At 45.0% G+C, this 22,907-nt stretch carries 24 protein-coding genes and 1 tRNA gene; 5 read left to right on the forward strand and 20 right to left on the reverse strand.

What is annotated here, in order from left to right; all coding sequences use genetic code 11:
* Positions 1 to 205: 205 nt before the first annotated feature.
* The 13 genes from flgL to V1358_RS06490 form a co-directional block, all read right to left on the reverse strand.
* Entirely contained in the window at positions 206 to 1,453 is a 1,248-nt protein-coding gene (gene flgL / locus V1358_RS06430; RefSeq protein ID WP_347392154.1) for a flagellar hook-associated protein FlgL, read from the reverse strand.
* A gap of 5 nt (positions 1,454 to 1,458) precedes the next feature.
* Complete coding sequence (flgK, locus tag V1358_RS06435; protein WP_347392961.1) at positions 1,459 to 3,468, reverse strand: flagellar hook-associated protein FlgK; 2,010 nt, start codon at positions 3,466 to 3,468, stop codon at positions 1,459 to 1,461.
* Between the two features lie 3 nt (positions 3,469 to 3,471).
* Positions 3,472 to 4,422 (reverse strand): flagellar assembly peptidoglycan hydrolase FlgJ, encoded by a 951-nt coding sequence (flgJ, locus tag V1358_RS06440; RefSeq protein ID WP_347393171.1) that lies wholly within the window; start codon positions 4,420 to 4,422, stop codon positions 3,472 to 3,474.
* 99 nt (positions 4,423 to 4,521) lie between these two features.
* Positions 4,522 to 5,616, reverse strand: coding sequence for a flagellar basal body P-ring protein FlgI (locus V1358_RS06445; protein ID WP_347392152.1), 1,095 nt, complete (start codon positions 5,614 to 5,616; stop codon positions 4,522 to 4,524).
* 11 nt (positions 5,617 to 5,627) lie between these two features.
* Complete coding sequence (gene flgH, locus V1358_RS06450; protein ID WP_347392151.1) at positions 5,628 to 6,359, reverse strand: flagellar basal body L-ring protein FlgH; 732 nt, start codon at positions 6,357 to 6,359, stop codon at positions 5,628 to 5,630.
* Between the two features lie 12 nt (positions 6,360 to 6,371).
* Positions 6,372 to 7,160, reverse strand: a complete 789-nt coding sequence (gene flgG, locus V1358_RS06455; protein ID WP_347392150.1) for a flagellar basal-body rod protein FlgG — start codon at positions 7,158 to 7,160, stop codon at positions 6,372 to 6,374.
* 22 nt (positions 7,161 to 7,182) lie between these two features.
* Complete coding sequence (locus tag V1358_RS06460) at positions 7,183 to 7,926, reverse strand: flagellar basal body rod protein FlgF (RefSeq protein WP_347392962.1); 744 nt, start codon at positions 7,924 to 7,926, stop codon at positions 7,183 to 7,185.
* A gap of 236 nt (positions 7,927 to 8,162) precedes the next feature.
* Entirely contained in the window at positions 8,163 to 9,524 is a 1,362-nt protein-coding gene (flgE, locus tag V1358_RS06465; protein WP_347392963.1) for a flagellar hook protein FlgE, read from the reverse strand.
* A 37-nt stretch (positions 9,525 to 9,561) separates the two neighbouring features.
* Positions 9,562 to 10,239, reverse strand: coding sequence for a flagellar hook assembly protein FlgD (locus V1358_RS06470; RefSeq protein WP_347392147.1), 678 nt, complete (start codon positions 10,237 to 10,239; stop codon positions 9,562 to 9,564).
* Between the two features lie 15 nt (positions 10,240 to 10,254).
* Positions 10,255 to 10,677 (reverse strand): flagellar basal body rod protein FlgC, encoded by a 423-nt coding sequence (gene flgC / locus V1358_RS06475; protein WP_347392146.1) that lies wholly within the window; start codon positions 10,675 to 10,677, stop codon positions 10,255 to 10,257.
* A 2-nt stretch (positions 10,678 to 10,679) separates the two neighbouring features.
* Entirely contained in the window at positions 10,680 to 11,090 is a 411-nt protein-coding gene (flgB, locus tag V1358_RS06480; RefSeq protein WP_347392964.1) for a flagellar basal body rod protein FlgB, read from the reverse strand.
* Between the two features lie 73 nt (positions 11,091 to 11,163).
* Positions 11,164 to 11,997: a CheR family methyltransferase gene (locus tag V1358_RS06485; RefSeq protein WP_347392144.1), complete on the reverse strand. Its 834-nt coding sequence runs from the start codon at positions 11,995 to 11,997 to the stop codon at positions 11,164 to 11,166.
* Between the two features lie 47 nt (positions 11,998 to 12,044).
* Positions 12,045 to 12,977 carry a chemotaxis protein gene (locus tag V1358_RS06490; RefSeq protein ID WP_347392143.1) on the reverse strand — a complete coding sequence of 311 codons (933 nt, stop codon included), beginning with the start codon at positions 12,975 to 12,977 and terminating at the stop codon, positions 12,045 to 12,047.
* A gap of 234 nt (positions 12,978 to 13,211) precedes the next feature.
* Between V1358_RS06490 and flgA the strand changes: the two genes are divergently transcribed.
* From flgA to flgN, 3 genes are all read left to right on the forward strand, one after another.
* Positions 13,212 to 13,859, forward strand: coding sequence for a flagellar basal body P-ring formation chaperone FlgA (flgA, locus tag V1358_RS06495; protein WP_347392965.1), 648 nt, complete (start codon positions 13,212 to 13,214; stop codon positions 13,857 to 13,859).
* 71 nt (positions 13,860 to 13,930) lie between these two features.
* On the forward strand, positions 13,931 to 14,251 hold the full coding sequence (flgM, locus tag V1358_RS06500; RefSeq protein WP_347392141.1) for a flagellar biosynthesis anti-sigma factor FlgM: 321 nt from the start codon (positions 13,931 to 13,933) through the stop codon (positions 14,249 to 14,251).
* Entirely contained in the window at positions 14,244 to 14,669 is a 426-nt protein-coding gene (gene flgN, locus V1358_RS06505; RefSeq protein ID WP_347392966.1) for a flagellar export chaperone FlgN, read from the forward strand. Before flgM ends, flgN begins: the two co-directional genes overlap by 8 nt.
* Before the next feature lie 12 nt (positions 14,670 to 14,681).
* Here the strand turns inward: flgN and V1358_RS06510 are convergent, their stop codons facing one another.
* Together V1358_RS06510 and V1358_RS06515 are read right to left on the reverse strand one after the other, a co-directional pair.
* Positions 14,682 to 16,613: a LapD/MoxY N-terminal periplasmic domain-containing protein gene (locus V1358_RS06510; RefSeq protein ID WP_347392967.1), complete on the reverse strand. Its 1,932-nt coding sequence runs from the start codon at positions 16,611 to 16,613 to the stop codon at positions 14,682 to 14,684.
* A 312-nt stretch (positions 16,614 to 16,925) separates the two neighbouring features.
* Positions 16,926 to 17,384 (reverse strand): LPP20 family lipoprotein, encoded by a 459-nt coding sequence (locus tag V1358_RS06515; RefSeq protein ID WP_347392138.1) that lies wholly within the window; start codon positions 17,382 to 17,384, stop codon positions 16,926 to 16,928.
* Positions 17,385 to 17,520: 136 nt separating this feature from the next.
* Here V1358_RS06515 and V1358_RS06520 point away from each other — a divergent pair, with 136 nt between their 5' ends.
* Positions 17,521 to 18,687: a flagellar assembly protein T N-terminal domain-containing protein gene (locus tag V1358_RS06520; RefSeq protein ID WP_347392968.1), complete on the forward strand. Its 1,167-nt coding sequence runs from the start codon at positions 17,521 to 17,523 to the stop codon at positions 18,685 to 18,687.
* A 174-nt stretch (positions 18,688 to 18,861) separates the two neighbouring features.
* A complete protein-coding gene (locus V1358_RS06525) occupies positions 18,862 to 19,596 on the forward strand; it encodes a glutathione peroxidase (protein WP_347393172.1) in 735 nt (244 codons plus the stop codon).
* A gap of 2 nt (positions 19,597 to 19,598) precedes the next feature.
* On the opposite strand, the gene V1358_RS06530 is transcribed toward V1358_RS06525, so the two are convergent.
* The 5 genes from V1358_RS06530 to V1358_RS06550 all read right to left on the reverse strand — a co-directional run bounded on the left by V1358_RS06530 (position 19,599) and on the right by V1358_RS06550 (position 22,880).
* Positions 19,599 to 19,673, reverse strand: a tRNA-Arg gene (locus V1358_RS06530).
* A 65-nt stretch (positions 19,674 to 19,738) separates the two neighbouring features.
* A complete protein-coding gene (locus V1358_RS06535) occupies positions 19,739 to 20,305 on the reverse strand; it encodes a FlgO family outer membrane protein (protein WP_347392969.1) in 567 nt (188 codons plus the stop codon).
* 103 nt (positions 20,306 to 20,408) lie between these two features.
* A complete protein-coding gene (locus V1358_RS06540; protein ID WP_347392970.1) occupies positions 20,409 to 21,137 on the reverse strand; it encodes a FlgO family outer membrane protein in 729 nt (242 codons plus the stop codon).
* Positions 21,138 to 21,149: 12 nt separating this feature from the next.
* Positions 21,150 to 21,743 carry a FlgO family outer membrane protein gene (locus V1358_RS06545; RefSeq protein ID WP_347392971.1) on the reverse strand — a complete coding sequence of 198 codons (594 nt, stop codon included), beginning with the start codon at positions 21,741 to 21,743 and terminating at the stop codon, positions 21,150 to 21,152.
* Positions 21,744 to 21,848: 105 nt separating this feature from the next.
* The gene (locus V1358_RS06550) at positions 21,849 to 22,880 is read right to left on the reverse strand and encodes a LacI family DNA-binding transcriptional regulator (protein WP_347392972.1); all 1,032 of its coding nucleotides are present in this window, start codon (positions 22,878 to 22,880) and stop codon (positions 21,849 to 21,851) included.
* Positions 22,881 to 22,907: the final 27 nt, after the last annotated feature.

Here is a 22,907-nt window from a genome sequence, read left to right on the forward strand (position 1 = left end):
TTTTGCTAAGTTACTTAGGTTATCGGGCGGTAAATTTTTTCCTTTAGTAAAAATTTTAACTTTTTTTCAAGTTATTGTTTTTTATATATATAAAACAGGAATTAAAGATTAGTGAAGTCTATTAACAAGCAGCGATTGCCACATAAGGTCGGATACAAAAAATAAAAAAAAGGCCGCTAAGCGGCCCTTTCCAAATTGTGTTTTATTATCTTAGATAATCGAATAAAGATAAGTTAGATAATCTATTAAAAGTAGCCTGCGATGCCTGCAGTGCAGTTTCGTGACGCGTCAATTCGGTAACGGCCTCAGCCATATCCACTTCAACTAAATCAGCACGAGCCGATTTGTTGTTGATATCTACATCGGCATTAGACATCTCAATACGCTGTGCAGTGTTTAAGCGCCCACCAAGCCCAGCCTGAGTCAAAGACACCTGATTCAGTGCATTACTCAACTGCACTAACCCATCTGCCAACACTTGCTGATAATCATCATTACTCAGACCTGGCGCTGTAATGCCTGCAATCAAGTCTTCGAGCGTATTGAGTACATTTTCACGCGCAGGCTTTTCTAGGTCAAAATTGATTTGGCCCGGAGCAGCCCCTTGTAGTTTAATTTCTAGGCCACCGAATTTGATTGGCTCGCCCGCTACATAGTTACCGGTAACAGGCGGTGTTAACGCTACTCCATCTTGCAACACTTGATAGGTATCCGGTGGACCAGCTGCGATATCTACCGTTAAGGTATTTGCGGTTGCTGGCGCAGTTGGATCGGAGTTATAAAGAGATTGGTGGAACTGATTAAAGGCGTTTTGCTCTTTAACATAGACCGTCGCTCCCGTCACTGCGCCTGCTGTAGTCGCTGTGTTACTCGTGACATTCAAACGCGCAGGGACCTTCTCGAATACGTCGAAACCATTATCGGATGAACGAATACTCACCCCTTCGGCGACGGTAATCTTATGCTGACCTTGATCACCACCATACACATAGCGACCCGTAGCACTATCGAACTGGTAGCTTTGTTTATTATCTTGATAGCCTGAAAAGATAAACTTTCCATCTTCAGATTTAGCGTTCATCAAATCAAGCAGATTCTCTTGTAAAGCCGATAACTCCTCAGCTAAACCCTCTCTATCTTTTACAGAATATGCACCGTCACCCGCTTGAATAGTGAGTGTATGCGCACGCTGAATCGAGTTTTTAATGTTTGTCAGCACACTTTCTTCTGTCTCCAACCTACTAGTGAGCAAGTTGAGATTCTTGGTTAGCTGCTCATTTACCTCTATAGCATCACCGTACAAAATAGCACGAGTGATAGCGGAGGGATCATCAGATGCTGTCAGCACCTTTCGTTGCGTATTGATTTGTTCCTGAGAGCGAGAGACCTTGACCTGATTCTCTAAAATGCTACTAAGCCCGTTTTGAAAAATTTGATTATTAGATAAACGCATCGCTATTACCTCGCTGAACTTAATAATGTGTCAAACACCGCTTGAGCGGTTGTCAGCACGCGCGCTGATGCTGCGTAGCTTTGCTGAAAGCGCAATAAATTTGCCGCTTCTTCATCCAGGTTTACACCTGCCATAGACTCGTACCATGCGTTTGATTTCTGCTCCAATGCTGAAAAAGCAGCAAAGCTTGTTTGTGCTTGGTTAGTGACAATACCGATATCAGTCACAATGCCAGCAAAGGCTTGGTTAAACGTTTTCAAGTTATCCGCAGTGGTTGATGTTTGCACATTTTCTCGTACCAGCTCTTTAGATTGTAAACCTGCCAATAACTGGCCATTGCGGTTGTCATCAAAACCACCGGTATTGAACTCCAATGAGAACTCATCCCCCGCTTGAGGCGAGCCTTCGATATTAAAATCAAAACCATAGGTATCATAAGGCGCACCTGCCTGAGCGAGAATATTTTCAGCTGGCGGCGTAATCGTAAATGTCGTTGTGCCACTGCCATCCGTAATGGTGTACTCGTCTGGGTTGGCTGTTTTCACTAACGTGATTGGGCCATTAGTCAAACTCGGCGGCGGCCCGACTGTGATGCCAGTTGAGTTCTCGATATCAGTAACCGAACCGGCAGAAATTGTTGCTTCACTAATATTATTAATCGACGTTTCAGTGCGAACAGGAGAAGCGAGCGCCAACTTTTCGGGGCGCATGGTTGCCAACTCCATTTGCGTTGCCGCTGCAGCGTTTAGCTTAATATCAAACTCATCACCTACTGCGCCTGCGCCCGTTACGTTTATTTGCAAACCATATGACTCGCCGCTAGTGATAGTTGTTGAGTCAATAACACCAGCGACAACATTAGCTGTTGATGGTGTCCCTACAGGCTCGCCCTTGTTATTTAATGGTACTATCTCTACTGTTGTGGCAGACGTGTAGGTAATGCGGAAATCAGTTGCCGGAATAGCAGAGCCTAACCCCGGCTCTAACCCAGCGACTAAACTCGCAGTGCCTGTGTTGGTGCTATGTGCAAGACCGTTCGCTGTGGGCAATACAAACAGATCTTGGCCAATTTCACCGTTGCCATCCATACCAAGACGGTTTTGTTGGTTAAAGGCGTCAGCCAATGACAAAGCCATTTGCCCTAATTGGTTTTGTGCGGGTACCAACACCTCATCCCGGTAGGCCAATAAACCACCGATTTCACCTTTTAACAGACTCGCATCTACTTCTAGGCTTATCGCATCACCGCGTGTGACATCCAAGCGCAACTCTTTCAAATTGGGGTCTGGATCGCCGCGTAAAGAAAACAGATTAAAGGTACCGTTTTCCATTACTAAGGCCTCGCCGGTGCCCATAAACACCAGCTTTTCACCATTTTGCCCGTCTAGAGTTTCGATGTTCATCAACTCAGAAAGGTCTTTTATTGCCTTATCACGTTCGTTGTACACTGAATTCGCTTGGTCTTGACCATCTGTGCCATGAATACCGGCGATTTCAATGTTGAGTTCACCGATTTTCTCGATCAGCTGATTTGCCTCACCAGCAAGGATAGATAATTGATCGTTAACGACATTTTGTTGCTCAGCAACCATGCCACCTAAGCGATTTAACTGGTCAACATAGTTTTGCGCGTTAGTGAAGAATAAAGAGCGCGTTACACTGCTTGAGGGCTGGTTTAGTGCTTCTTGCAGATTATTGAACATACCATTTAATTGCGTCGATAAGCTGTTTGATTCCTCAGAGAATTGACTATCAACACGCTGCGCTTCTTCCATAAAGCGTTCGAAGAAAGAGCGGTTAGACACATCACGGTTTAGCTGCTGTTGCGCAAACTCGTTCAATAGTCGATACGTTTCACCGCGGCCAACTTGGTTATCAAATGTGGTGCCATGCTCTGTGCGCTCGCGAACATAGCCAACGGTATTCACGTTCGCTATATTTTTACTGGTGGTATTCAGTAATTCGCTGTTGGCGCGGATGCCAGAGCTTGCAATATTAAGTAAGCTAAATGACATGATTTAGTCTCCAAGACCCAGTAGATCACCTACCAGTGCTTTTAATTCAGGTTGTGCGAGAACACTTTTTACTTTGTTCGCATAATTCGGATCCGTGGCATAGCCTGCCTCGCTGATGGCATCAATAAATTCAGCAGGCTTGTGAGCAACCTCAAGGGCTTGCTGGTAGCGAGGATTTGACTTAAGGAACGACACAAAATCGTCAAAACTTTGTTGCAACGAGTCATACACACGAAACGGCTCTTTGCGTTTCACGGCGACACCTTGCTCATATTCCAAAGTGGTTTTTGATGTGCTGTCACCTTGCCAATCACGGTGTGCTTTAATATTGAATAGGTTGTTAGAGCTTTCGCCCTGACTGGTTTTAATGATGTGTTTACCCCAACCTGTCTCCAACGCGGCTTGAGCAACCATAACACCAGGATGCACACCAATTTTCTCGGCTGCTTGCTTAGCAAACTCCCACACCCCATTAATGAAATCTTTGCTATTACCAAACTCGGGAGCCGATTTATTTTGCTTTGTAGCGACCACGTCTTGTGTCTCACTAAGCGTTTTAGTTTTATTGATTGACCCCGGTTTAAAATCGCTTCTAAGCACATTTGCAGGCATGTAATTGTTTTGCTCAGGTGAGAGCTGTTGCACAATTAGGTCGGCCAAACCGAGCGAGCCATTTTTTGACAGTTCGCTGGATAATTGCTGGTCATGCATATCTTGAAAGTATTTGACGCTGCTGGCATTGAACGGGTTGTCTTCGTCTTCGAATGCTTCGTTTGCTTTGCGCATACTTTTGAGCAGCATCTGCGTGAAAATTGACTCGAATTGCTGCGCTGCTTGCCTCAGTGCCGCGCGCTCGCCATCGCTACCTTTAGGCTGCTTGAGGGCATCTTGACGCAACTTATCTAAGCTAGTTAGGTCAAAAACACTTTGCTGTTGTAATTGATTTGCATCCATCATGCTGACAATCTTGTGACGACATGCAAAAACAGCTGCAATTTATATACCAAAAAGCCCGCTAGCTGCGGGCTTGATGTGATAGAAAGATGCGTTGGCTTAAATTACCACCAACTGACCATTGATGGCACCAGCTTCTTTCAGTGCTTCTAAAATCGCCATTAAGTCACCTGGCGCTGCACCAACTTCATTTATAGCGCGAACGAGATCATCCAAACTAACCCCTGGGTCAAATACAAAGGCACGCGAATCATCTTGACGCACGTCGATGATGCTTTGATTTGTCACCACTGTATCACCTCCGGCCAATGCATTAGGCTGCGACACTTCTTGGTTCTCAGCGATGGTCACCGTCAAACCACCATGGGTAATTGCCGCCGGTTGTAACTTCACGTTCTTACCAATCACTATGGTACCTGTACGTGAGTTAACAATGATCTTTGCCGAATTATCCGCAGGTTTGAATTCCAAATTTTCCAGCGTGGATAAATAAGCAACACGTTGAGAAACATCACGCGGCGCCATCACTCGAACTGACGCTGCATCCATCGCCATTGCAGTTTCTGGACCCACTAAATCATTGATGGTGTCTGACAAACGTTTGGCGGTGGTGAAATCAGGACGATTTAAATTGAAGGTGATAAAGTCGCCTTGTGTAAAAGGGCTTGGAATTGCACGCTCTACGGTCGCACCGTTGGCAATACGGCCCACAGTCGGTGTATTCACTACCACTTGGCTGCCATCAAGACCCTGAGCGCCAAGACCACCTACAACCAAACTGCCCTGTGCCATCGCATACACATTACCATCCACACCTTTGAGGAAAGTTTGCAATAAGGTACCGCCACGTAAACTCTGCGCACTGCCAATGGATGAGACAGTCACATCCATAGTTTGCCCTGGTTTAATAAAAGCAGGCATATCCGCATGCACAGCCACTGCTGCAACATTCTTAATTTTGGGCTGTAAGTTCGCTGGCAAAGTGATACCGAAATTGTTCAGCATCGCTTTAAAGCTTTGTTGCGTATATCGACTTTTTTCGCCGGTGCCAGGAAGGCCGACTACCAAACCATAACCCACTAATTGGTTGCTTCGTACACCTTCAATCATGGCAACATCTTTGACTCTTTCAGCCATACTGGCTGAAGAAGTCACGCTAAGCGCAAAAAGACACAGTATTTTTAGCCATCGCATAACCATACTCCTTAAAACGGGAACAACGTACTCATAAAGAATCGAGATAACCAACCTGCACTTTGACTTTCTTGGATATCGCCTTTGCCTGAATATTGAATACGCGCATTGGCAATTCGGCTACTCTCAACCGTGTTTTCGGCGGAAACATCGGCGGGGCGAACAATCCCCTCTAAGCGAATAAACTCTTGTCCGGTGTTCAGTGTTAGCCACTTCTCACCGCGAATCACTAAGTTTCCATTTGGTAAAACTCGCATCACATTGACCGATATATTGCCTGCTAAACTATTGGACTGATTAGACTTTGCATCACCAGTGAATGAGTTATTCGAGCCGATGCCTAACTCAATACTGTCGCTGCCAATGTTTACAGGACTGCCACCTAAACCTATCACTGGGTCAAGGCTAACATCAGTTTGCCTATCCGTTTCCGTTTTTGCTGTTTTTGACGCTTGAGTCGACTCTCGCAATACCACGGTGATGATGTCACCAGTACGCAACGCTTTTTGATCTGCATAGAGATCGTTGGTCAGCATTGGATTAAATAACCCACCTGAGCTGGTCATATTATGAGGCGTTTCTTGCGGATACATAGGCGCATAATAAGGGTCGTTTTCAACCACAGTCTCATTTTGCGTTGATACACATCCGCTCGTCAGCACTAAGGTCGCAAACACTGCGATTGACCCGGTTACGGATTTCGTCAACGACTTCGTCACTCGTTTTGTCACAGACCTAGCCATAATTAACTGCCTCTATAGTTGCTGATTGATGTAACTCAACATCTGGTCAACTGAAGAAATCACTTTCGAGTTCATTTCATAAATTCGTTGAGTTTCTATCAGGTTTACCAATTCTTCCGTTACGTTTACGTTAGAGGTTTCCAACGCACCTTGAACTATGATGCCAAGGCCATCTAAACCCGGATTACCTTGCACAGGTGCACCGCTTACCGCTGTTTCCGTATATAGATTTTGACCCATTGGCTCTAGACCTGATGGGTTAATAAAGTCACTGATCACCAGCTGACCAATCACCACATTGTCTGGTTGGCCTGCAATGCGCACTGATACTTCACCATCTTGTGATACGGTGATTGATTGTGCATCGTCTGGTACGTTCATCTCCGGTTGCACTGGGAAACCTGCGCCACTGGTAACGATACGGCCATCTTCATCAGTAGTGAATTGCCCATTGCGGCTGTAGGCAATATTGCCATCTGGTAATAGCACTTCAAAAAAGCCTTGGCCCTGAATCATCCAATCCAAAGAGTTTTCTGTGCTGAGCATATTGCCCTGCGAGAAGTTCTTTTGGTTGGCAACCACTTTAGCGCCGGCGCCTAACATCAAGCCTGATGGGCTTTCAGTATCCGCAGATGTACGTCCACCCGGCTGGTTAATATTTTGATAAAGTAAGTCTTCAAAAATAGCGCGGCTTTTTTTGTAGCCCACCGTACTCGCGTTAGCGAGGTTGTTAGAGATAACCGAGATATCGGTCTGTTGGGCATCAAGCCCCGTTTTACTGATCCATAATGCTGGGTTCATGGTATTAACTCCTCGCTAATGCTTAGATAATGCGCAGCAATGATTCCGCACGCGAATCATTTTCTTCTGCGGTTTTCATTAGCTTGACTTGTAATTCAAACTGACGCTGATGGTTGATCATGTCGACCATCTCGTGAACAGGATTAACGTTAGACATTTCCAATGCACCAGGCACAATGGACACGTTCTCAGAAACGTCAACAATTTGACCATCTCGAGGACGGAATAGACCATCATTGCCCTTCTCGACTTGGTGACCCGTTGCTTCTACAACACGCAGCCTATCGACTTCCTCGAGGAAGTTGGCTGGCGCACCTTGAGGACGAACTTGGATAGTGCCATCGGCACTGAAACTAATTTTTTCAATGGGCACTGGAAGAATGACAGGCCCACCTTCACCAATAACTTGGCGGCCATCTCTATCTTGCAGTATCCCTTCTTGGGTCATGACTAATGAGCCAGCTTTGGTGTAAGCCTCTTGTCCGTTGGCATCCATGACGGCAAGCCAAGCGTACTCGCTCATAGCTATATCGAGATCGCGCCCAGTTTCAGAAATACCACCAGCAGTGGTATTGGTACCCGCGCGCTCTTGCAGCGCAAACACTCGAGTTGGTAAACCCTCTCCGAATGCCTGCATGGACCGCGCTTGAGCAATATCCGCTTTAAAGCCCGTAGTGTTCGCATTGGCAAGGTTGTTACTTTTAACCCCCATCCCAATCAAGCTTTGCTTCGCACCGGAGGTTGCTATGTACAGCATTTTGTCCATTAGATTGCTCCAATCATTCTTTACTAGCAATACAAAAGCAAGATTGATACCAATGCGGAAATGTGAAGATCTTAGGATGAGCTAACAATGTAAAATCAAGCAGCAGGATATTGAAATTAAAAGATTTTAAATATTGTAAGTGCTTTTCGCTTGCACTCATGATTTGCGTCCAACAACAAATAACTGACGCACAAAAAAGGCCACTGAGGAAGTGGCCTTTTTGATACCTTGTCAGATTATCGAATCTGCAGAATGTTCTGTTGTAGCGTTGAGTTCACTTCCAACGCACGAGAATTAGCCTGGAAGTTACGTTGTGCAGTGATCAAATCAACCAGCTCGTTTGTTAGGTTGGTGTTTGACTGCTCAAGTGCCGATGAATTGATTGTACCTAACGTACCTGTACCTGGCTCACCAGCAATGGGTTCGCCTGAATCGATGCTCTCTTTCCAACTAGTGTTACCTACTTGATTCAAGCCTTGCGAGTTCGGGAAACGAACCATCGCAATTTGGCCTAGGAATGTAGAGTCACCATTACTGTATGATGCTACCACCTTACCATCTGTACCGATATCAATACCTGCCAAACGACCTACAGTTGAACCATCTTGGTCTAACGCTTTAACTTCGAAGCGGCTTGCATACTGAGTAGGTACCTTATTCGCTGTGTTACCTTCGTCGCGCCAGTTCAATTCAACACCTGTTGCCGGGAAAGTTGCGCCATTATCAAGTAAGGTTGATAAACCTGTCGCAGGACCTGCTGGCAACAGTACTTCGTCAAACGTGGTTGCATTGATGTTTGGCGCGCCGTTTGTAGTCGCAGGCAAACCACTTGCGTCAAACCCCATCTCAATAAGCGGAGTATAAGGTGCAGCAGCCTGTTCAGTACCTGTTGCGGGATCGATTACTTTGCCATCCAAAGTGCCATACACTTCCCATTCGTTAGGGTCTGTTGCTGGATCCTTTTTAACAAAGAAATATTGCAAGATATGCGGTTCACCCAAAGAGTCATAGATAGTGGTTGAAGTCGATGAGTTGTAAGTTGCACTTTCATTCGGATCAAACTGTAACCCTGGAGAATCTGCTGTGGCATCAAGGTTAAATGACAAGTACAAGTTTTGTGTTGCACGAGGTGAACCAGATGAATCAGGGATCTGAATTGGGTTTGCTGTGCTCAAACTAACCGAAGATGTATCACCGGTAGATGGGTCAACAGGGAAACTTTGTAGGAAGTTGCCTTTGGCATCTACCATAAAGTTGTTGTCATTCAACTTGAATGCACCAGAACGGGTATACGTTAAATCCGCAGATGCAATGCTTTCTGTCATCGCAAAATAGCCGTCACCGGTAATTGCCAAATCGAGCGCATTGTTGGTGAACTTCAGTGATCCTTGATGAAATTGCTGTGCAACCATAGTTGTTTGCACACCGTCACCGCTTTTTGTTCTACCTGCACTGAATACCGAAGCTGCGTACACATCTGCAAACTCGGCGCGAGACTCTTTAAAACCAGTTGTATTAACGTTAGCGATGTTGTTCGCTGTAACGTCTAGGTCTTTCTGGGCTGCCGCAAGCCCTGTTAGTGCTATATTGAAACTCATGTTTCACCTCTTCGATAAGTGCCTATCGGCAAAGTCTTTATACAGAAATCTCAGCAACCTCAGACAGCCTTACCGCGCCCTCTTTGGTGTTGACGATAATCCCATTCGCGCCATTAATATTAACGCTTTCAATATTCTTAAATGTGGCTAAAGGCAATGAGTTAAACTCACCATTAACGCTGCCCTCAGCAACTATTTGGTATTCACCTGGTGGGAATGGCTGACCATCTTTGTCTACCCCTTCCCATTCAAATCGAATCGCTCCTGCTGCCTGCGTACCAAGATCAATCGTGTCGACTATTTGCCCTGATTTATCTTTGATAGTTAGGGTCAAGTTATCGACCGCTTCTGGGGCAAGCACGGTACCTTTGCTCACTTCACCGCTGTTAAGCTCGATAGTATTTGACTCAAGCAACGCTTTTTTGCCCACCAAGGTAGATGCTTGCAATGCTGAGTTAGATGTCATCGAGGCTGCCAAAGAAGCAAAGTTTTCATTTAACTTTGAAATCCCTTCAGCCATGGTGAAGTTGGTCATTTGCGCAATCATCTGGTCATTGTCCGCCGGTTTACTGGGGTCTTGATAAGACAATTGCTGAGTTAGCAAGCTGAAAAAGTCCTCTTGCGTTAACTCATCGTTTTTTTCCTCGGTTTTAGGCCCTGTATTGTCCCAATACAGAGAACCCAGACCGGCGGTAGATTGCACATTGGTAGTCATGCTCTATCCCTCACTTTATCCACGACCAAGCTGTAATGTCTTTGTCAACATTTGCTTGGCTGAATCAGCTATTTGCACGTTGGTCTGATAAGAGCGTGAAGCAGAAATCATGTTTGCCATTTCTTCAACAACATTGACGTTCGGCTTGTAGATATAGCCATTTTCGTCTGCCATTGGGTGGCCTGGGTTGTATTCAATTTGCAGTGGCTTATTACTTTCCACTACACCCAACACTTTCACACCAACAGATTCACCATGTTGTTTGCCTACAGCTTGTTGTAGCTCTGCAGCAAAAACAGGTTGGCGAGCGCGGTATGTTTGCTCCACAGAAGAGCTAACCGAGTTGGCATTTGCGAGGTTACTAGCCGTTGTATTAAGACGCACATTTTGTGCACTCATTGCCGACCCTGAAACATCAAATACGTTAAATAAACTCATGGTTATGCTCCTTGACCGCCTAGCGCTTTCTTAAGACCCATAATCTTTGAGGTCATAAAGCTAAGGCTGGCCTGATACTCTATTGCATTCTGTGTATACAAATTCCGTTCCACTTGTATATCTACTAAGTTACCATCACCTGTATCTGGTTGATTTGGAACGCGAAATTTTGTTCCACTAGTGGAAATATTGGTACTTGCGCTGAGGTGCTCTGGGTGAGTGCGGACCATGCTATTGCCATGCATCTGCCCAGTTTTTGCCGCTTTTAAGGCGGAGGCAAAATCGATGTCTTTTGCCTTGTACCCAGGGGTATCGGCATTCGCGATATTTGATGCTAATAATTCAGCACGCTGAGAACGTATGAGCATGGCATGCGGGTGCACGCCAAATGCTTTATCGAAACTGATAGCCATAGCCTCTCCAATTTTTTGACTCTGTGGAGAGGACTACAGCAATTCTTGTACCATAGGTTTTAAGGCTATGTTTTTAAGACTTTTTTTGGTAGATGATCCCCGGATTACAACGGATCATTTCGAATTGGTCGCTCAACCCTGTCATAGATTCGCTGGCACCTAAAAACAGGTAGCCACGAGGGTTAAGCGCCTGCGCGAATTGGTTGATAATTTTTGACTTTAACTCGGGTGAAAAGTAAATCAATACGTTACGACAAAAGATAATATCGAACTTGCCTAACAAGGCGTAAGAATCTAGCAGGTTAAGGTGGCGAAAACTCACCATACGCTTGACGTTATCATTGACTTTCGCCATGCCATTGCCGCTATCAGTAAAGAACTTTTTCCGTCGCTCTGCACTTAGACCACGAGCCAGTGCCAGCGAGTCATATTCTGCATTTTTACAAATATCGAGCATGGTATTAGAAATATCCGTGCCGACAATTTGAGCGCCAGATCCCAACATACCCGGACGGCTTTGTTGGTACTCGGCAATCGACATGGCAATCGAATAGGGTTCTTGCCCCGATGAACTTGCCGCTGACCAAATTTTTACAGGGCGACGTAAGTCTTTGAACTCCGGCAATAAGCGGGTTTTCAACAACTCAAATGGATAGGAATCACGGAACCACAAGGTTTCATTGGTGGTCATGGCATCAACGACAGCGGCACGAAGTTGCCGCTCATGGGGGCTGAGGGTTTTCACCACTAACTGCGACAAGCTATCCACATTAAAACGTGCCATCAAAGGCGCAAGGCGGCTTTTTACTAGATACAGTTTATTCTCGCCAAGGACGATACCACACTGCTGTTCCAAGAAAGCTCGAAATTGATTGTATTCGCTAAGCTCTAGGTGCTTATTTTCCAAATTACACTCTCTAAAATCAGGTTAACTTAGGCCAATATGCTGGGAACCTAGTCGCAGTGAACCCACTTTTTCACTGCTGTTGCTAATTCATCTGGATTGAACTTAGCAATAAAATCGTCCGCCCCTACTTTTTGGATCATGGCTTGGTTAAAGACACCGCTCAATGAAGTATGGAGAATAACGTGCAAAGGTGCGAGTTTTGGATCAGCTTTGATTTCTGCAGTCAGGGTGTAGCCATCCATTTCCGGCATTTCCACATCTGATATTAGCAAAGCAACCCGCTCGGTGATGTCATTTTGACAATCCAACTTAGCTATCTCGCGCAAGCGAATCAAGGCCTCTTTACCATTCTTAGCAAGTTCAGTTTGCACACCTAATGGCTCCAGCGCTCGTTTTACCTGATTACGAGCTACGGCCGAGTCATCAGCAATAAATACAATACGCTCGCCAATATCTCGTTGCATCTCGCCATCGGAGATAATGCCTTCGCTGACTTCGGTATTAACTGGGCTTATCTCAGCAAGAATTTTCTCAACATCAAGAATTTCGACAAGCTCACCATCAATTTCAGTGACAGCGGTAAGGTAAGAATAACGACCGGCCCCAGAAGGCGGTGGCATAATCTTTTCCCAATTCATGTTGACGATACGCTCAACGCCACCGACAAGAAACCCCTGCACAGTACGGTTGTACTCAGCGATGATGACGAAACAATCTTTTAAATCTGTAATTGCCGGACCACCCACCGCCATTGATAAATCGATGACTGAGATGGTTTGGCCTCGAATGTGAGCAACTCCGCGAATATATTGGTTGCTCTTTGGCATGTTGGTCAACGGTGGACATTGAAGTACTTCACGTACTTTAAAGACGTTGATACCGAATCGCTGGCGTCCTTTCAATTTGAACAATAATAGTTCAAGGCGATTTTGCCCCACTAACTGGGTGCGTTGATTGACGGAGTCTAATATGCCAGCCATCGGATTCTCCTAGCATTAACTTTACTACTACGTGTTCGCGCCAGATGGGAACGCTTTTTGCTTCTTATAAACTATATCAGCATAAATACGGCCGTGTGCCTGTAAATTGACACCCCGTACTTATACCTTGTTTTACCCAATAAGCATAGTCGAAACACAATGAGTATGTTCAAAAAAATTCAATTATTCCAGAGCTTATGGTTACTTTTAGCTTTGAGTTTGAGCAGTGTTGCAATGGCTCGTACAGGTGAAAATACTCTATACGACCACGCACGGCTGCAAACTCTTGCTGAACAATATATAAGCACCTTAGCGAAAATACAGCCTGATCAGGAACTCCAAGTTCAGGCCGTGGATTTGGATGCGCGTATCCCCGAGCGCTATTGCGAGCAACAGCCGGAGCTAGTTGCAGCTACCCCTCCCCCATTTAATCGGCAGGTAGCCGTACAACTTAAATGTAATTCTCCGGCTTTATGGACTCAGTATGTCCATGTTCGCATTGAAAAACTTTCACCAGTGGTGATAGCAAAAGAAAACATTGGCCGCGGCCAATTGATCGATGCGCAAAGCGTAACTATCGCGATGCGACCGCAACATTTTGTTCGCGCCCAATATGTAGAAGAGCCGCAATTAATTGTTGGCAGTCGCAGTAAGCGCAGTATCCGTCAGGGCTCACCTATTAACGCCAATCAGTTGTGCATGGTGTGTAAAGGCGACAATGTGAATATCATCGCCACAGTGAACGGTTTAACCATAAAAACCACAGGCGAAGCCCTTGAAGATGGTACTATTGGTGACAATGTTCGAGTCCGCAATATAAAATCGGGACGCCAAGTGAATGCACAGGTTACAGCGGTTGAAACTGTTACAGTTAATATTTAAATTTTGTGCTAAAGTTAGGACGCGAATGGCCGATAACCTATGCAAAGGTCAATCTAGCTCAGGTATTACAGATGGTTAATCAAGTAAATAAAGGCCAACAAGGCTCGGTGTACAATACACCACAAAATAAAATTGAACAGCAAAAAACGAGTCAGTCGCAATCCACTGACGCGGGTAGCACAGCGAACGTTAAAGCAGCAACAGATTCTGTTAGCTTGACACCTCAAGCGCGTCAAATGAAATCATTGCAAGAAAAAGCTGAACGCTCTTCAGGATTCGATGAGCAAAAAGTCGCTGAGCTGAAAAAAGCTATCGCCGAAGGCAAATATCAGATCGACGGTGAGAAACTAGCGAAAAATATCGCGGCGTTTGAGTTCGACTTGTATGGCTGATTCAGCTTTAACTCTGGCACTTAATCAACAGATTTCGAGTCTGTCGGGTTTGCTTGCTTTGCTCAAAGACGAGCTATCAGCAATAGCAGGTCGAAGCGGTGCTGAGTTGAAGGAGTTGACGCCTAAAAAGGCCGATGCACTGAATCATATTCAAAAACAAGATCAACATATCGCCCAGTTGCTAGCTACCAAACCTGAGCCTGACCCCTTTGAGCAACAACTAATTGAGCAAGCCCAAAACTTGCTACTAGAGTGTAAAGAGCAAAACCAAGTTAATGCCCATGCAGCGCATCAAGCGCAGCTGAGTGTTAAACAACTTAAAGATATCTTGATTGGTGCTCCAAGCTCTATTACCTACGCCGCCGATGGCGGTATCCAACGAAGCGACAACACCCTAGTTCGCAATTTAAAAGCCTAAGTAAACTGAATCTTACTCATGCACTACTCGTGCTTTGATTCCTAGACGCTTGAGTAGCGGCCAAGGTAATCTATGCGCAAGTTCTTCAACCACAATATCTACATTAAACGGGCTAAGGTGCGCGCTGATTTCGCTAACCCGATTTTGCGTCTGCTGGTCATTTTCTAAGTTGTATACTAATTCATTCGATAATTTCACTGTGTCTATTGCAGATTGAATTAGCATGCGAGGCTCAATATTGGCGTCTCTCACCTCACACAGCCCCAAGTGGCAACCTATGGCCTTGGCCTCTTTGCAAAAACTCATTACTGGCCCAGACACACGCTGTAATATCAGGTGGGAAAATTCTAACGTCACACGCTGCTTTAAGGCTGGTTCACTGGCGATGAGGGCCAGTATGCTGGTGTAAGCTACTTCGTCTTGGAGTGTCTGCTCGCTTAACTGAATACATAGGTTTTGCGGATATTTGAGCCATAACTTTTCTTTGAATAATGTTCTCACAGTTTTCCAATCAAGTTGTGAGTCTAATTCTAAGCTTGCAGGTGTAGCGCCGAAATACGCGCGCGAATAGGTTTGCCCACCAACAATGATGTTAAGACCTACTTCATATTGAACGCACTGACCATTTTCGTTTTCAACCTTCATCATCGCCAGCTCAAATTGCTCATTTTTTATGGCTATTTCGAGCTCTTTCCCCGCATTGAACGCCTCTTCTGGTGTAGGTTGAAGGATGCGAAACACATTTTGACCGGAGGCAATTGATAGCTTCAGTAATCGGTGTGCTTCATCAAATAACTGCTGTGAAGACTCCACCTCTGAGACGCACAACATACAGTGGCGCAACTGCACAATCCCCTGGTAATCATTACTGTATTGCGTGCTTAAGTCAGTGAGTATTTTGCTGGTTTGCTCTCCATCCATTACTGCATCAAAATAAATACAGAACTCATCTTGTTCAATGCGTGCCAATTGCCACTCGTGCAGAACCGACTGATGAGTTTGCGCAAAACGGATCAAGGTATTCGCTAAGCGTTGTTGAGCCTCAATAAATTCTTGCTTGTCGATGCTGTCACGTAATTGTTCATAATTAAGGATGCGAACAAGAATAATCATCTGACTACTGTTACTCTTTTTTATCTGTTGTTCTAAGCGAGAAAGAAAGTAACGTTTAGTTGCAAGCCCAGTCACTTCATCATGCTGAGCTAAATATTGTGCTCGCTTGAGGCGTTCATTGCTGTCGTTCATACTTTGACTCAAGCGTTTCGCCATGTAATTCATCGCCATCATCAAGTTGGCTATTTCTTTTGGTTTGGCGGGTGGAAGCTGTTTAAACTGTTTTTGTGCAATCGCATCGACTTGGTTATTGAGCTGTTTTAACGGCTCTAGTAACCAGCGTATAAACAGCGACGCTAAAACACAGTTAAACAGTAAAACCAATACCGCCACCCAGATAAATAACTTAGCATTTCCCCATAAAGCCTGAGTAGCACGCACCTGCTGCGCTTGCACATACAGAACGCCATAAGGCGCTTCGTCTTCGGTGATAACAGCTTTGCTGGGGACAAACTCGAATGCACTCATACGATGAAACCACTGTGGCACCAGTGAATTTTCCGTATCGCCTTGGCGACGCTCTATAATGACTCGCCCTCGATTGTCTTCCAATCGTAGTAAACTGAAGTGGCCGCTATCGAAGGTTTGTCGAATAAATCCTTCTAACTTGCGTGGGGTCTTTTGTAATTGGCTAAGGGATAACGCTAAGACCGCCGCATGGTCATCACTTTGCTGAGTTAACTGCTCATGTAAACTGGATTTTAGGCTAGCGCTCGCGATTACATAGCCTATAAGCAAGCTCACTAATGTAACGACAAGCATCATTAACCATACGTAGATGTGCAAAGATAAACGGGGAGGTGTAGAGGAGGTATCGTCTAGATCAATCATTCACCCTCCACGCTGCTAGCAAGCAAACATCTATCGAACCCAATGATGAAAACAGCGGCGCCCTTGGATTTGGTTCACTACGGGAGAGTGCGTTGTGCAACGGACGTAAGTAATTGGTCAAAGTCGAAAATTCTATTTGTAGTTTTTTACTACAGCATAGCAGCGAAACATCACTACTTCACACTCAAATTTCCGATTTTTAACACAGCGAGAGTAACTAGTATCCTCAGAAAACTACGTGAATTAAGGCCATTTTGGCGGACGCGATGTAACCAGCGGTAACATCGCGTTTTTTGAGCAAGGCTAATTCGACTAGTAATAAGTGACTTTTTTGACTTTGCGAGGCTTAGTTTCAGTAATGTATAAGTCATACACTAATTTCATATCCAGCTCGAGCTCGGTTGCATAGCTGTCGCCGACGACATAACTACGTGTAACACGGGCGCCTCGAATGATACCTTGCACCTTGGCTTGGAGATGGTCATCACCTGCTACGGCATTCGCAATCGATGTATTGCCCTTGACCTGCTGACCATACACTTGCTCCGCTAATTCACGATATGCCTCAATTTTTGACGCTTTCATCGCCATAATTGATTTTTGTTCTGAGCTTTGTCCTGGCTGCGGCGCGATAGGCGCATACCCAATGGCACGAAGAATTGGGTAATTATCAGGTTGCTGCACGCCGTATTCCACATGCTTGTCAAACACAGTGCTGCACCCCGAAAGGCCAACCAGGACAAATAAAATTATTGCGGTATGTCGTAGCATTTCTCTCTCCATCGACAAACGTTTTCACTACTCATCAGATATGCACAATGAATGCCACACTTATCAATTGATACAACTAACTTGGTACACTCTTTGCTTTTTCTAAACCAATGTAATTAAAGAGCGGCTTTTCATTATGCGCCCAATGGTATTCTTAGCAGTTATTTTAATGGCCTTTAGCACAGCGCAAGTTCACGGCCAATGGCTACAAACAACGGGCAGCGCTTCTATGGAAGACATTTCCACTGAGACTGCGCGCTCGCATGCTATCAACGATGCCATAAAGCAAGCATTACTGTACTCTGGCCTGTCTCTCTCAAGTGTGCAAACACTTACTAACGGGATCCTCACCCAAGATGAACTCTCTTTGCGAAGCCAAGGCGCGGTTGGTCAAATGCACGTCCTCGAAGAGCAACAAGAGAATGGAATCCTGAGTGTCACCTTGCAAATTGAAGTCTTGAACGAAGAAACCCAGTGCGCCCAAAGCAGTTTAATAAATCACTTTGCACTAACCCGCACAGGCATGGAAAACCCGCAACAGGCGCGAGATGGTCAAATATTTGACATCCCTAATGCCTTCACCAAACAACTTTATGCACTGATGAGCCAAGCAGACCTTAGCATGCAACCGACCCCCTTCTTTGAAGATCCTATTTCTGTCAGAAGCTTTTTCAGCAACCAATTCGCCTATGATGAAAATGTCATTGACTACATTAGCGATGCCAGTAATAGCCAGTATGTGTTGTTTTCACAAATCACAGACACCTCTGTGGGAAGCGAACATGACAAAGGCTATGCATTTTGGAAAGACGATAGCTATGAGCGCTACTTCAATGTGGAATTCATTTTATTTGATGGTTTAAGCTTCGAAAAAATTTGGCAAAAGGCTTACCAGACTCAAGCATTGTGGGAGTTTGAAAAAACTGCGCTGGTCGACGTAAACAGTGGTGTGTTTTGGCAAAGCAAATATGGCCGAACTATCTCTGAGCTGAGCGAACAAGTAATGTATGACCTCAATCAAACGCTTCAATGCTTACCTGCTAAGGGTCAAATAAAACACATCGATGGTGACCAAGTAATCATAAACTTGGGTCGCAGTAATGGACTAACCGAAGGTCAACATCTTACTTTGGCCTACAGCAGTAATGCCATCACCTACGAAGGTAAGCATTTGCCCAAACAAGTTACTTCGCTCTACAGCGTTGAGATTAAACAGCTTTATCAACACAGTGCTGTGGCTGTAAACACCGCTAAACGACCAATGAGTAACATCCAACTCAACGATCTCGTTCTGGTGAAATAACTCGTCAAAGGTTACTAAGCACCCTGCCATTTCAATAAGTTAAGGCGCAGCATATTACGCCTTAACTTTTGCATATTAATCCAATAAATAGATTATTACAATAAATTAATAGCTTTTTACCGATTGATAATTACATGTCAGACTTACCCCATTGATTTAGAGGAGTTTGACATGATGAATGAATTAAAAAATCGCGAAGGCCTGCGCATCCCAGATGTTTCGTTTGCTATTCGCAATAACGAACAATGGAAAAAACTTACCAGCGAAGACATTTTTAAAGGCAAAACCGTCATTGTTTTCTCTTTACCTGGGGCCTTTACACCAACGTGTTCATCGACTCATTTGCCGCGCTACAACGAACTTGCCGAAGTATTTAAGCGCAATGGTGTCGATGATATTGTTTGTGTGTCGGTAAACGATACCTTTGTAATGAATGCATGGGCACAACACCAAGAAGCTGGGAGAATCACTTTACTGCCTGATGGTAATGGTGAATTTACGGATGGAATGGGCATGCTAGTCGACAAAAACGATTTAGGTTTTGGTAAGCGCAGCTGGCGCTACTCTATGCTCGTCAAAGATGGTGTCATCGAAAAAATGTTCATTGAACCAAACAAGCCAGGCGACCCGTTTGAAGTATCTGATGCCGACACCATGCTCGAGTACATCAACCCACAGCAAGCCAAACCGCAACCTGTAAGCATTTTTACAAAGCCTGGTTGCCCATTCTGTACCAAAGCGAAATCGCTTTTGCAGCAACGAGGTATGGCATACGAAGAAATCGTGTTAGGCAATGAGATAACGATGACCACGCTTAAAGCAGTGTGTGGCAGAACAACCGTGCCGCAAATCTTTATTGATGGTGAGCACATTGGCGGTTCAGACGATTTAGAACAGCACTTTGGCTAATCTGGCGGCCCCTGCAGGAATCGAACCTGCAACTACCCCTTAGGAGGGGGTTGTTATATCCATTTAACTAAGGGGCCACTGGCCCCCATTATCAGCTAAATTCACTTTGAATAGCAACAAGTTATGAGCGAATTGTCATGCTCTACCCGTTCGACACTAGCTCACTAATAACAAAGTAGGGAATAAACTGTCGGGCACTGGCTTTGACGACTTGATCTTGCGTTCCCACCACACGAGCATGCACGACTACGCCGTTTTGACGATACACCAAGGTGCCTGTCAGGATGTGATCGATGCCGATATTTTTTGCGAGCGCTTTGCTATCTCTAGATAGTACAAAGTCTCCCCCTTGATTCACTTCGATATAAGGAGTGAGTTTGTGCTCAACGGTTGAATAGCCGAAACGCTGTAAATCACCTAGCAACTCCTGAGCAAGTTGGTTACCCAAAGGATTGGTATGATGAAGGGTGTGGTCAAAATCGACAAAGCTTGCAACAGCAATGTGGCTCACATATTGGCTGGTCATGCTGTCGCTTAGTTTAAGCGCTAACTGTTGCGTATAGTCACTCAGTTGTTTGTGATGTGCACTGTGTAGTTTTGTGTCTACTTTGATTTCTAGTGGATTGATATCAACACGCGATGAAGCACCTATCGCTGAACCGCTGACCGTCAACACAAGCAGGCTAGGAAGTAATAAATGTAAACTCATGTTCCCTACTCAATTAGCTTTTTTACTGTATCGGCTAACTGAGCGGGAACTTTAATGCCATTTAAGCAAGCACAGAGATAATAGCTCTCTGGCTTAAGGGTGATTAATTCGCTTGTTTGAGCTCTACACCCGCATAATTTGAGGTGCTTAGCAGTGAATCGACCACATCATGTGGCAACAAGCCTTGCGCCGATGCAATCACCATTTTTGACTTCAAACCGACGATACGCGCATTTACCAAAACCCCTCCTTGGTGTTTCACTAACGTCCCAGCCAAAACATGCGACATTGGGTGGTCTTGTTCTAACTCTAAAAAGTCACGACTAAAAGTAAAATCGCCCTGCGGCGTTACGCGGATGTAATCCATGGTTTTGTAGTCGATTACCGGTACACCAAACTCGTGCAGTTCGTGCATAAAGCTTTCAGCTAATTGGTTGCCCAATAAATTACCCTGTTGGTAATCACTGTCTAAAAACACAAAACTAGTCACAGCCATAGGCTGCATCAACGCACCTGTATCAATGTTACTGATCATATCTTGCATCAAGGCTTGAACGTAGTGGTTGACGTTTTTAACACTACGGCTAGTGTTCAATTCACGCTGGCCATGCACTTGAATTGGGCTTGCCATTGTTTGGTATACATTTACTTCTTGCCCTGAAGTATCGTCAGAAGATGCACCTATTAACTGTACTTGTTGATTAGCCTGCTCATTTTGGGCAATGACATACTGTTTCATCTCTTCTTCATCTGAAAACCATGCATTCGTACCCGAGCAACCACTTAGCATTGCAACAAGACCCAGTGATAATGTGAAAGTTAGTTTGTTCATGGTGAATCCTCGTTAGTAGGCTCGGCGTTGCAAGTGGCCATTGGTCATACGCACTTTATCGGCATGCATTAAGATTGTATTAGGCAAATAGTCTGTTGCCGCCGCCACTACTTGATTATTATCCGAATCGATCATGCGTACGTTTACAACATACGCGTCTTCTTGTTCCGTGAGCGTGCCAGTGACGTAAAAGTCGATTTCTTGGCGCTGGGCTAATTGCGCCACGTCTCGGCTAAGCATCACATCAGCATGAGACTCCAAAGCAATATGATTGCGGGTACGATATTCAACAACCGTAAACCCCATTTGCGTATAAATTGTCATTAAGCTTTCTTGCAATTGCAGCGCAATATCTTGCTGTTGCCAAGGAACAGATTCTGCTTTTAGTGTCTTTGGCGGCAAAAATGTGCCGACTGCCACCTTCGCACCGTAGGGAATTGAGCGTAATGACGATGCCATGCTGTTGGCTAAACGGACACTGTGTTGATGAATCGAATTCTGTTGTACAGGGTGGGATTCAGCAACTCTAGGGACGACTTCAATCCGTTGGCTCGGCGCACATGCTTGCAACAGAGCACAACCCATTAAGATAGAAATGATACGCACACCAGCCTCGCTGCTTTGCAAAATGAATAATTAGCAATTCAAAAGCAAAAACAGTGCCACAAAGCCTTTACTCGTAGAAGGTAACGATCTAATCAGTGAAAATATTTAGCAGCTTTGTCGCTTTTCAACCTGATAGGGGATCACCACAGCATCAGTCGCGCGCTCAATAAATAGCTCTGCTGCTTTGATGCCTTTATCGATACTATTTTGGTGTATGGTTGTCAGTGGTGGCACCGAGCGCGCCGCCTCCTCTACCCCGTCAAAACCAACCACACGAATATCTTCAGGAATGCGAAGACCTAATGCGTTAATTTCAGCTATCGCTGCAAGCGCTATCAGATCACTCATGCACAATAAAACGTTGGGTCTAGGCAGTGAGTTCAGTGCTTCTTTGGCAGCAATAGAGGCAAAGTGATAATTACTTTCAGGAATATTCCATAAACGATCTGACGCAAGGGTGATGCCTTGCTCTTCCAGCGCGAGTTGATAGCCTCGCAAACGCTGCAGTGAAATAGATGCTTTGTCTTGCGCATCATTTAGGTCATAGACGCGGCAGGTGACATCGGAGTCTATTAAACGCAGCCCAAGAACTGCGACTTGGTCCTTGCTGCCATGCAGTGCCAGTTTAGCAATTTCGTAAGCTGCTTGTTGGTTATTCACTATAACGCTGGCACGGCGGTCAATATCAAAGTCTGATGTAACAACCTTTTTGGCAGTACTTTTTAATTCTTCAATCAAATTGGCATTGCGTGGGGAACCATAACAGATAAAGCCGTCAACAAAGTCGCAAACACTGTCTATGCTGTCTGACGCACCTGAGAACAACAAAATATTGACTTTGTTTTTCTCCAACACAGCAGACACGCCTTTAACAAAGTCACTGGCCACAGGGTCAGTGATCATGTACTCGACACTGTCTGGCAAAACCAAGGCAACAATGTTAAATCGCCCACTGCGCAGTGATTGCGCAGCTCTGTTAGGTCCGCTATAGCCTAGCTTTTTACATGACGCGAGAATTTCTTCTCGGCGTTTTTCAGAAAGTTGGTCGGGGCGATTAAATGCATTGGAAACCGTCGCATTCGATACCCCTAACTCTTTAGCGATGCTTTTCAGCGTCCATATTTTCTTCTGTGCCATGCCAAACCCAAAAAGCAGCTATAAAAG

Source organism: Pseudoalteromonas pernae, assembly GCF_039831865.1.
Classification (GTDB): Bacteria; Pseudomonadota; Gammaproteobacteria; order Enterobacterales; family Alteromonadaceae; genus Pseudoalteromonas; species Pseudoalteromonas pernae.

Coding starts and splice junctions, on each gene's coding strand:
- V1358_RS06550 (WP_347392972.1), bottom strand. CDS start 22,880: ATGGCACAGAAGAAAATATGGACGCTGAAAAGCATCGCTAAAGAGTTA.
- flgL (WP_347392154.1), bottom strand. CDS start 1,453: ATGCGTTTATCTAATAATCAAATTTTTCAAAACGGGCTTAGTAGCATT.
- V1358_RS06525 (WP_347393172.1), top strand. CDS start 18,862: ATGAATGAATTAAAAAATCGCGAAGGCCTGCGCATCCCAGATGTTTCG.
- V1358_RS06445 (WP_347392152.1), bottom strand. CDS start 5,616: ATGCGATGGCTAAAAATACTGTGTCTTTTTGCGCTTAGCGTGACTTCT.
- flgK (WP_347392961.1), bottom strand. CDS start 3,468: ATGTCATTTAGCTTACTTAATATTGCAAGCTCTGGCATCCGCGCCAAC.
- flgN (WP_347392966.1), top strand. CDS start 14,244: ATGGCTGATTCAGCTTTAACTCTGGCACTTAATCAACAGATTTCGAGT.
- flgE (WP_347392963.1), bottom strand. CDS start 9,524: ATGAGTTTCAATATAGCACTAACAGGGCTTGCGGCAGCCCAGAAAGAC.
- flgM (WP_347392141.1), top strand. CDS start 13,931: ATGGTTAATCAAGTAAATAAAGGCCAACAAGGCTCGGTGTACAATACA.
- flgG (WP_347392150.1), bottom strand. CDS start 7,160: ATGAACCCAGCATTATGGATCAGTAAAACGGGGCTTGATGCCCAACAG.
- flgH (WP_347392151.1), bottom strand. CDS start 6,359: ATGGCTAGGTCTGTGACAAAACGAGTGACGAAGTCGTTGACGAAATCC.
- V1358_RS06540 (WP_347392970.1), bottom strand. CDS start 21,137: ATGAACAAACTAACTTTCACATTATCACTGGGTCTTGTTGCAATGCTA.
- V1358_RS06535 (WP_347392969.1), bottom strand. CDS start 20,305: ATGAGTTTACATTTATTACTTCCTAGCCTGCTTGTGTTGACGGTCAGC.
- V1358_RS06515 (WP_347392138.1), bottom strand. CDS start 17,384: ATGCTACGACATACCGCAATAATTTTATTTGTCCTGGTTGGCCTTTCG.
- flgC (WP_347392146.1), bottom strand. CDS start 10,677: ATGAGTTTATTTAACGTATTTGATGTTTCAGGGTCGGCAATGAGTGCA.
- V1358_RS06470 (WP_347392147.1), bottom strand. CDS start 10,239: ATGACTACCAATGTGCAATCTACCGCCGGTCTGGGTTCTCTGTATTGG.
- flgB (WP_347392964.1), bottom strand. CDS start 11,090: ATGGCTATCAGTTTCGATAAAGCATTTGGCGTGCACCCGCATGCCATG.
- V1358_RS06520 (WP_347392968.1), top strand. CDS start 17,521: ATGCGCCCAATGGTATTCTTAGCAGTTATTTTAATGGCCTTTAGCACA.
- flgA (WP_347392965.1), top strand. CDS start 13,212: ATGGCTCGTACAGGTGAAAATACTCTATACGACCACGCACGGCTGCAA.
- V1358_RS06460 (WP_347392962.1), bottom strand. CDS start 7,926: ATGGACAAAATGCTGTACATAGCAACCTCCGGTGCGAAGCAAAGCTTG.
- flgJ (WP_347393171.1), bottom strand. CDS start 4,422: ATGGATGCAAATCAATTACAACAGCAAAGTGTTTTTGACCTAACTAGC.
- V1358_RS06490 (WP_347392143.1), bottom strand. CDS start 12,977: ATGGCTGGCATATTAGACTCCGTCAATCAACGCACCCAGTTAGTGGGG.
- V1358_RS06510 (WP_347392967.1), bottom strand. CDS start 16,613: ATGATTGATCTAGACGATACCTCCTCTACACCTCCCCGTTTATCTTTG.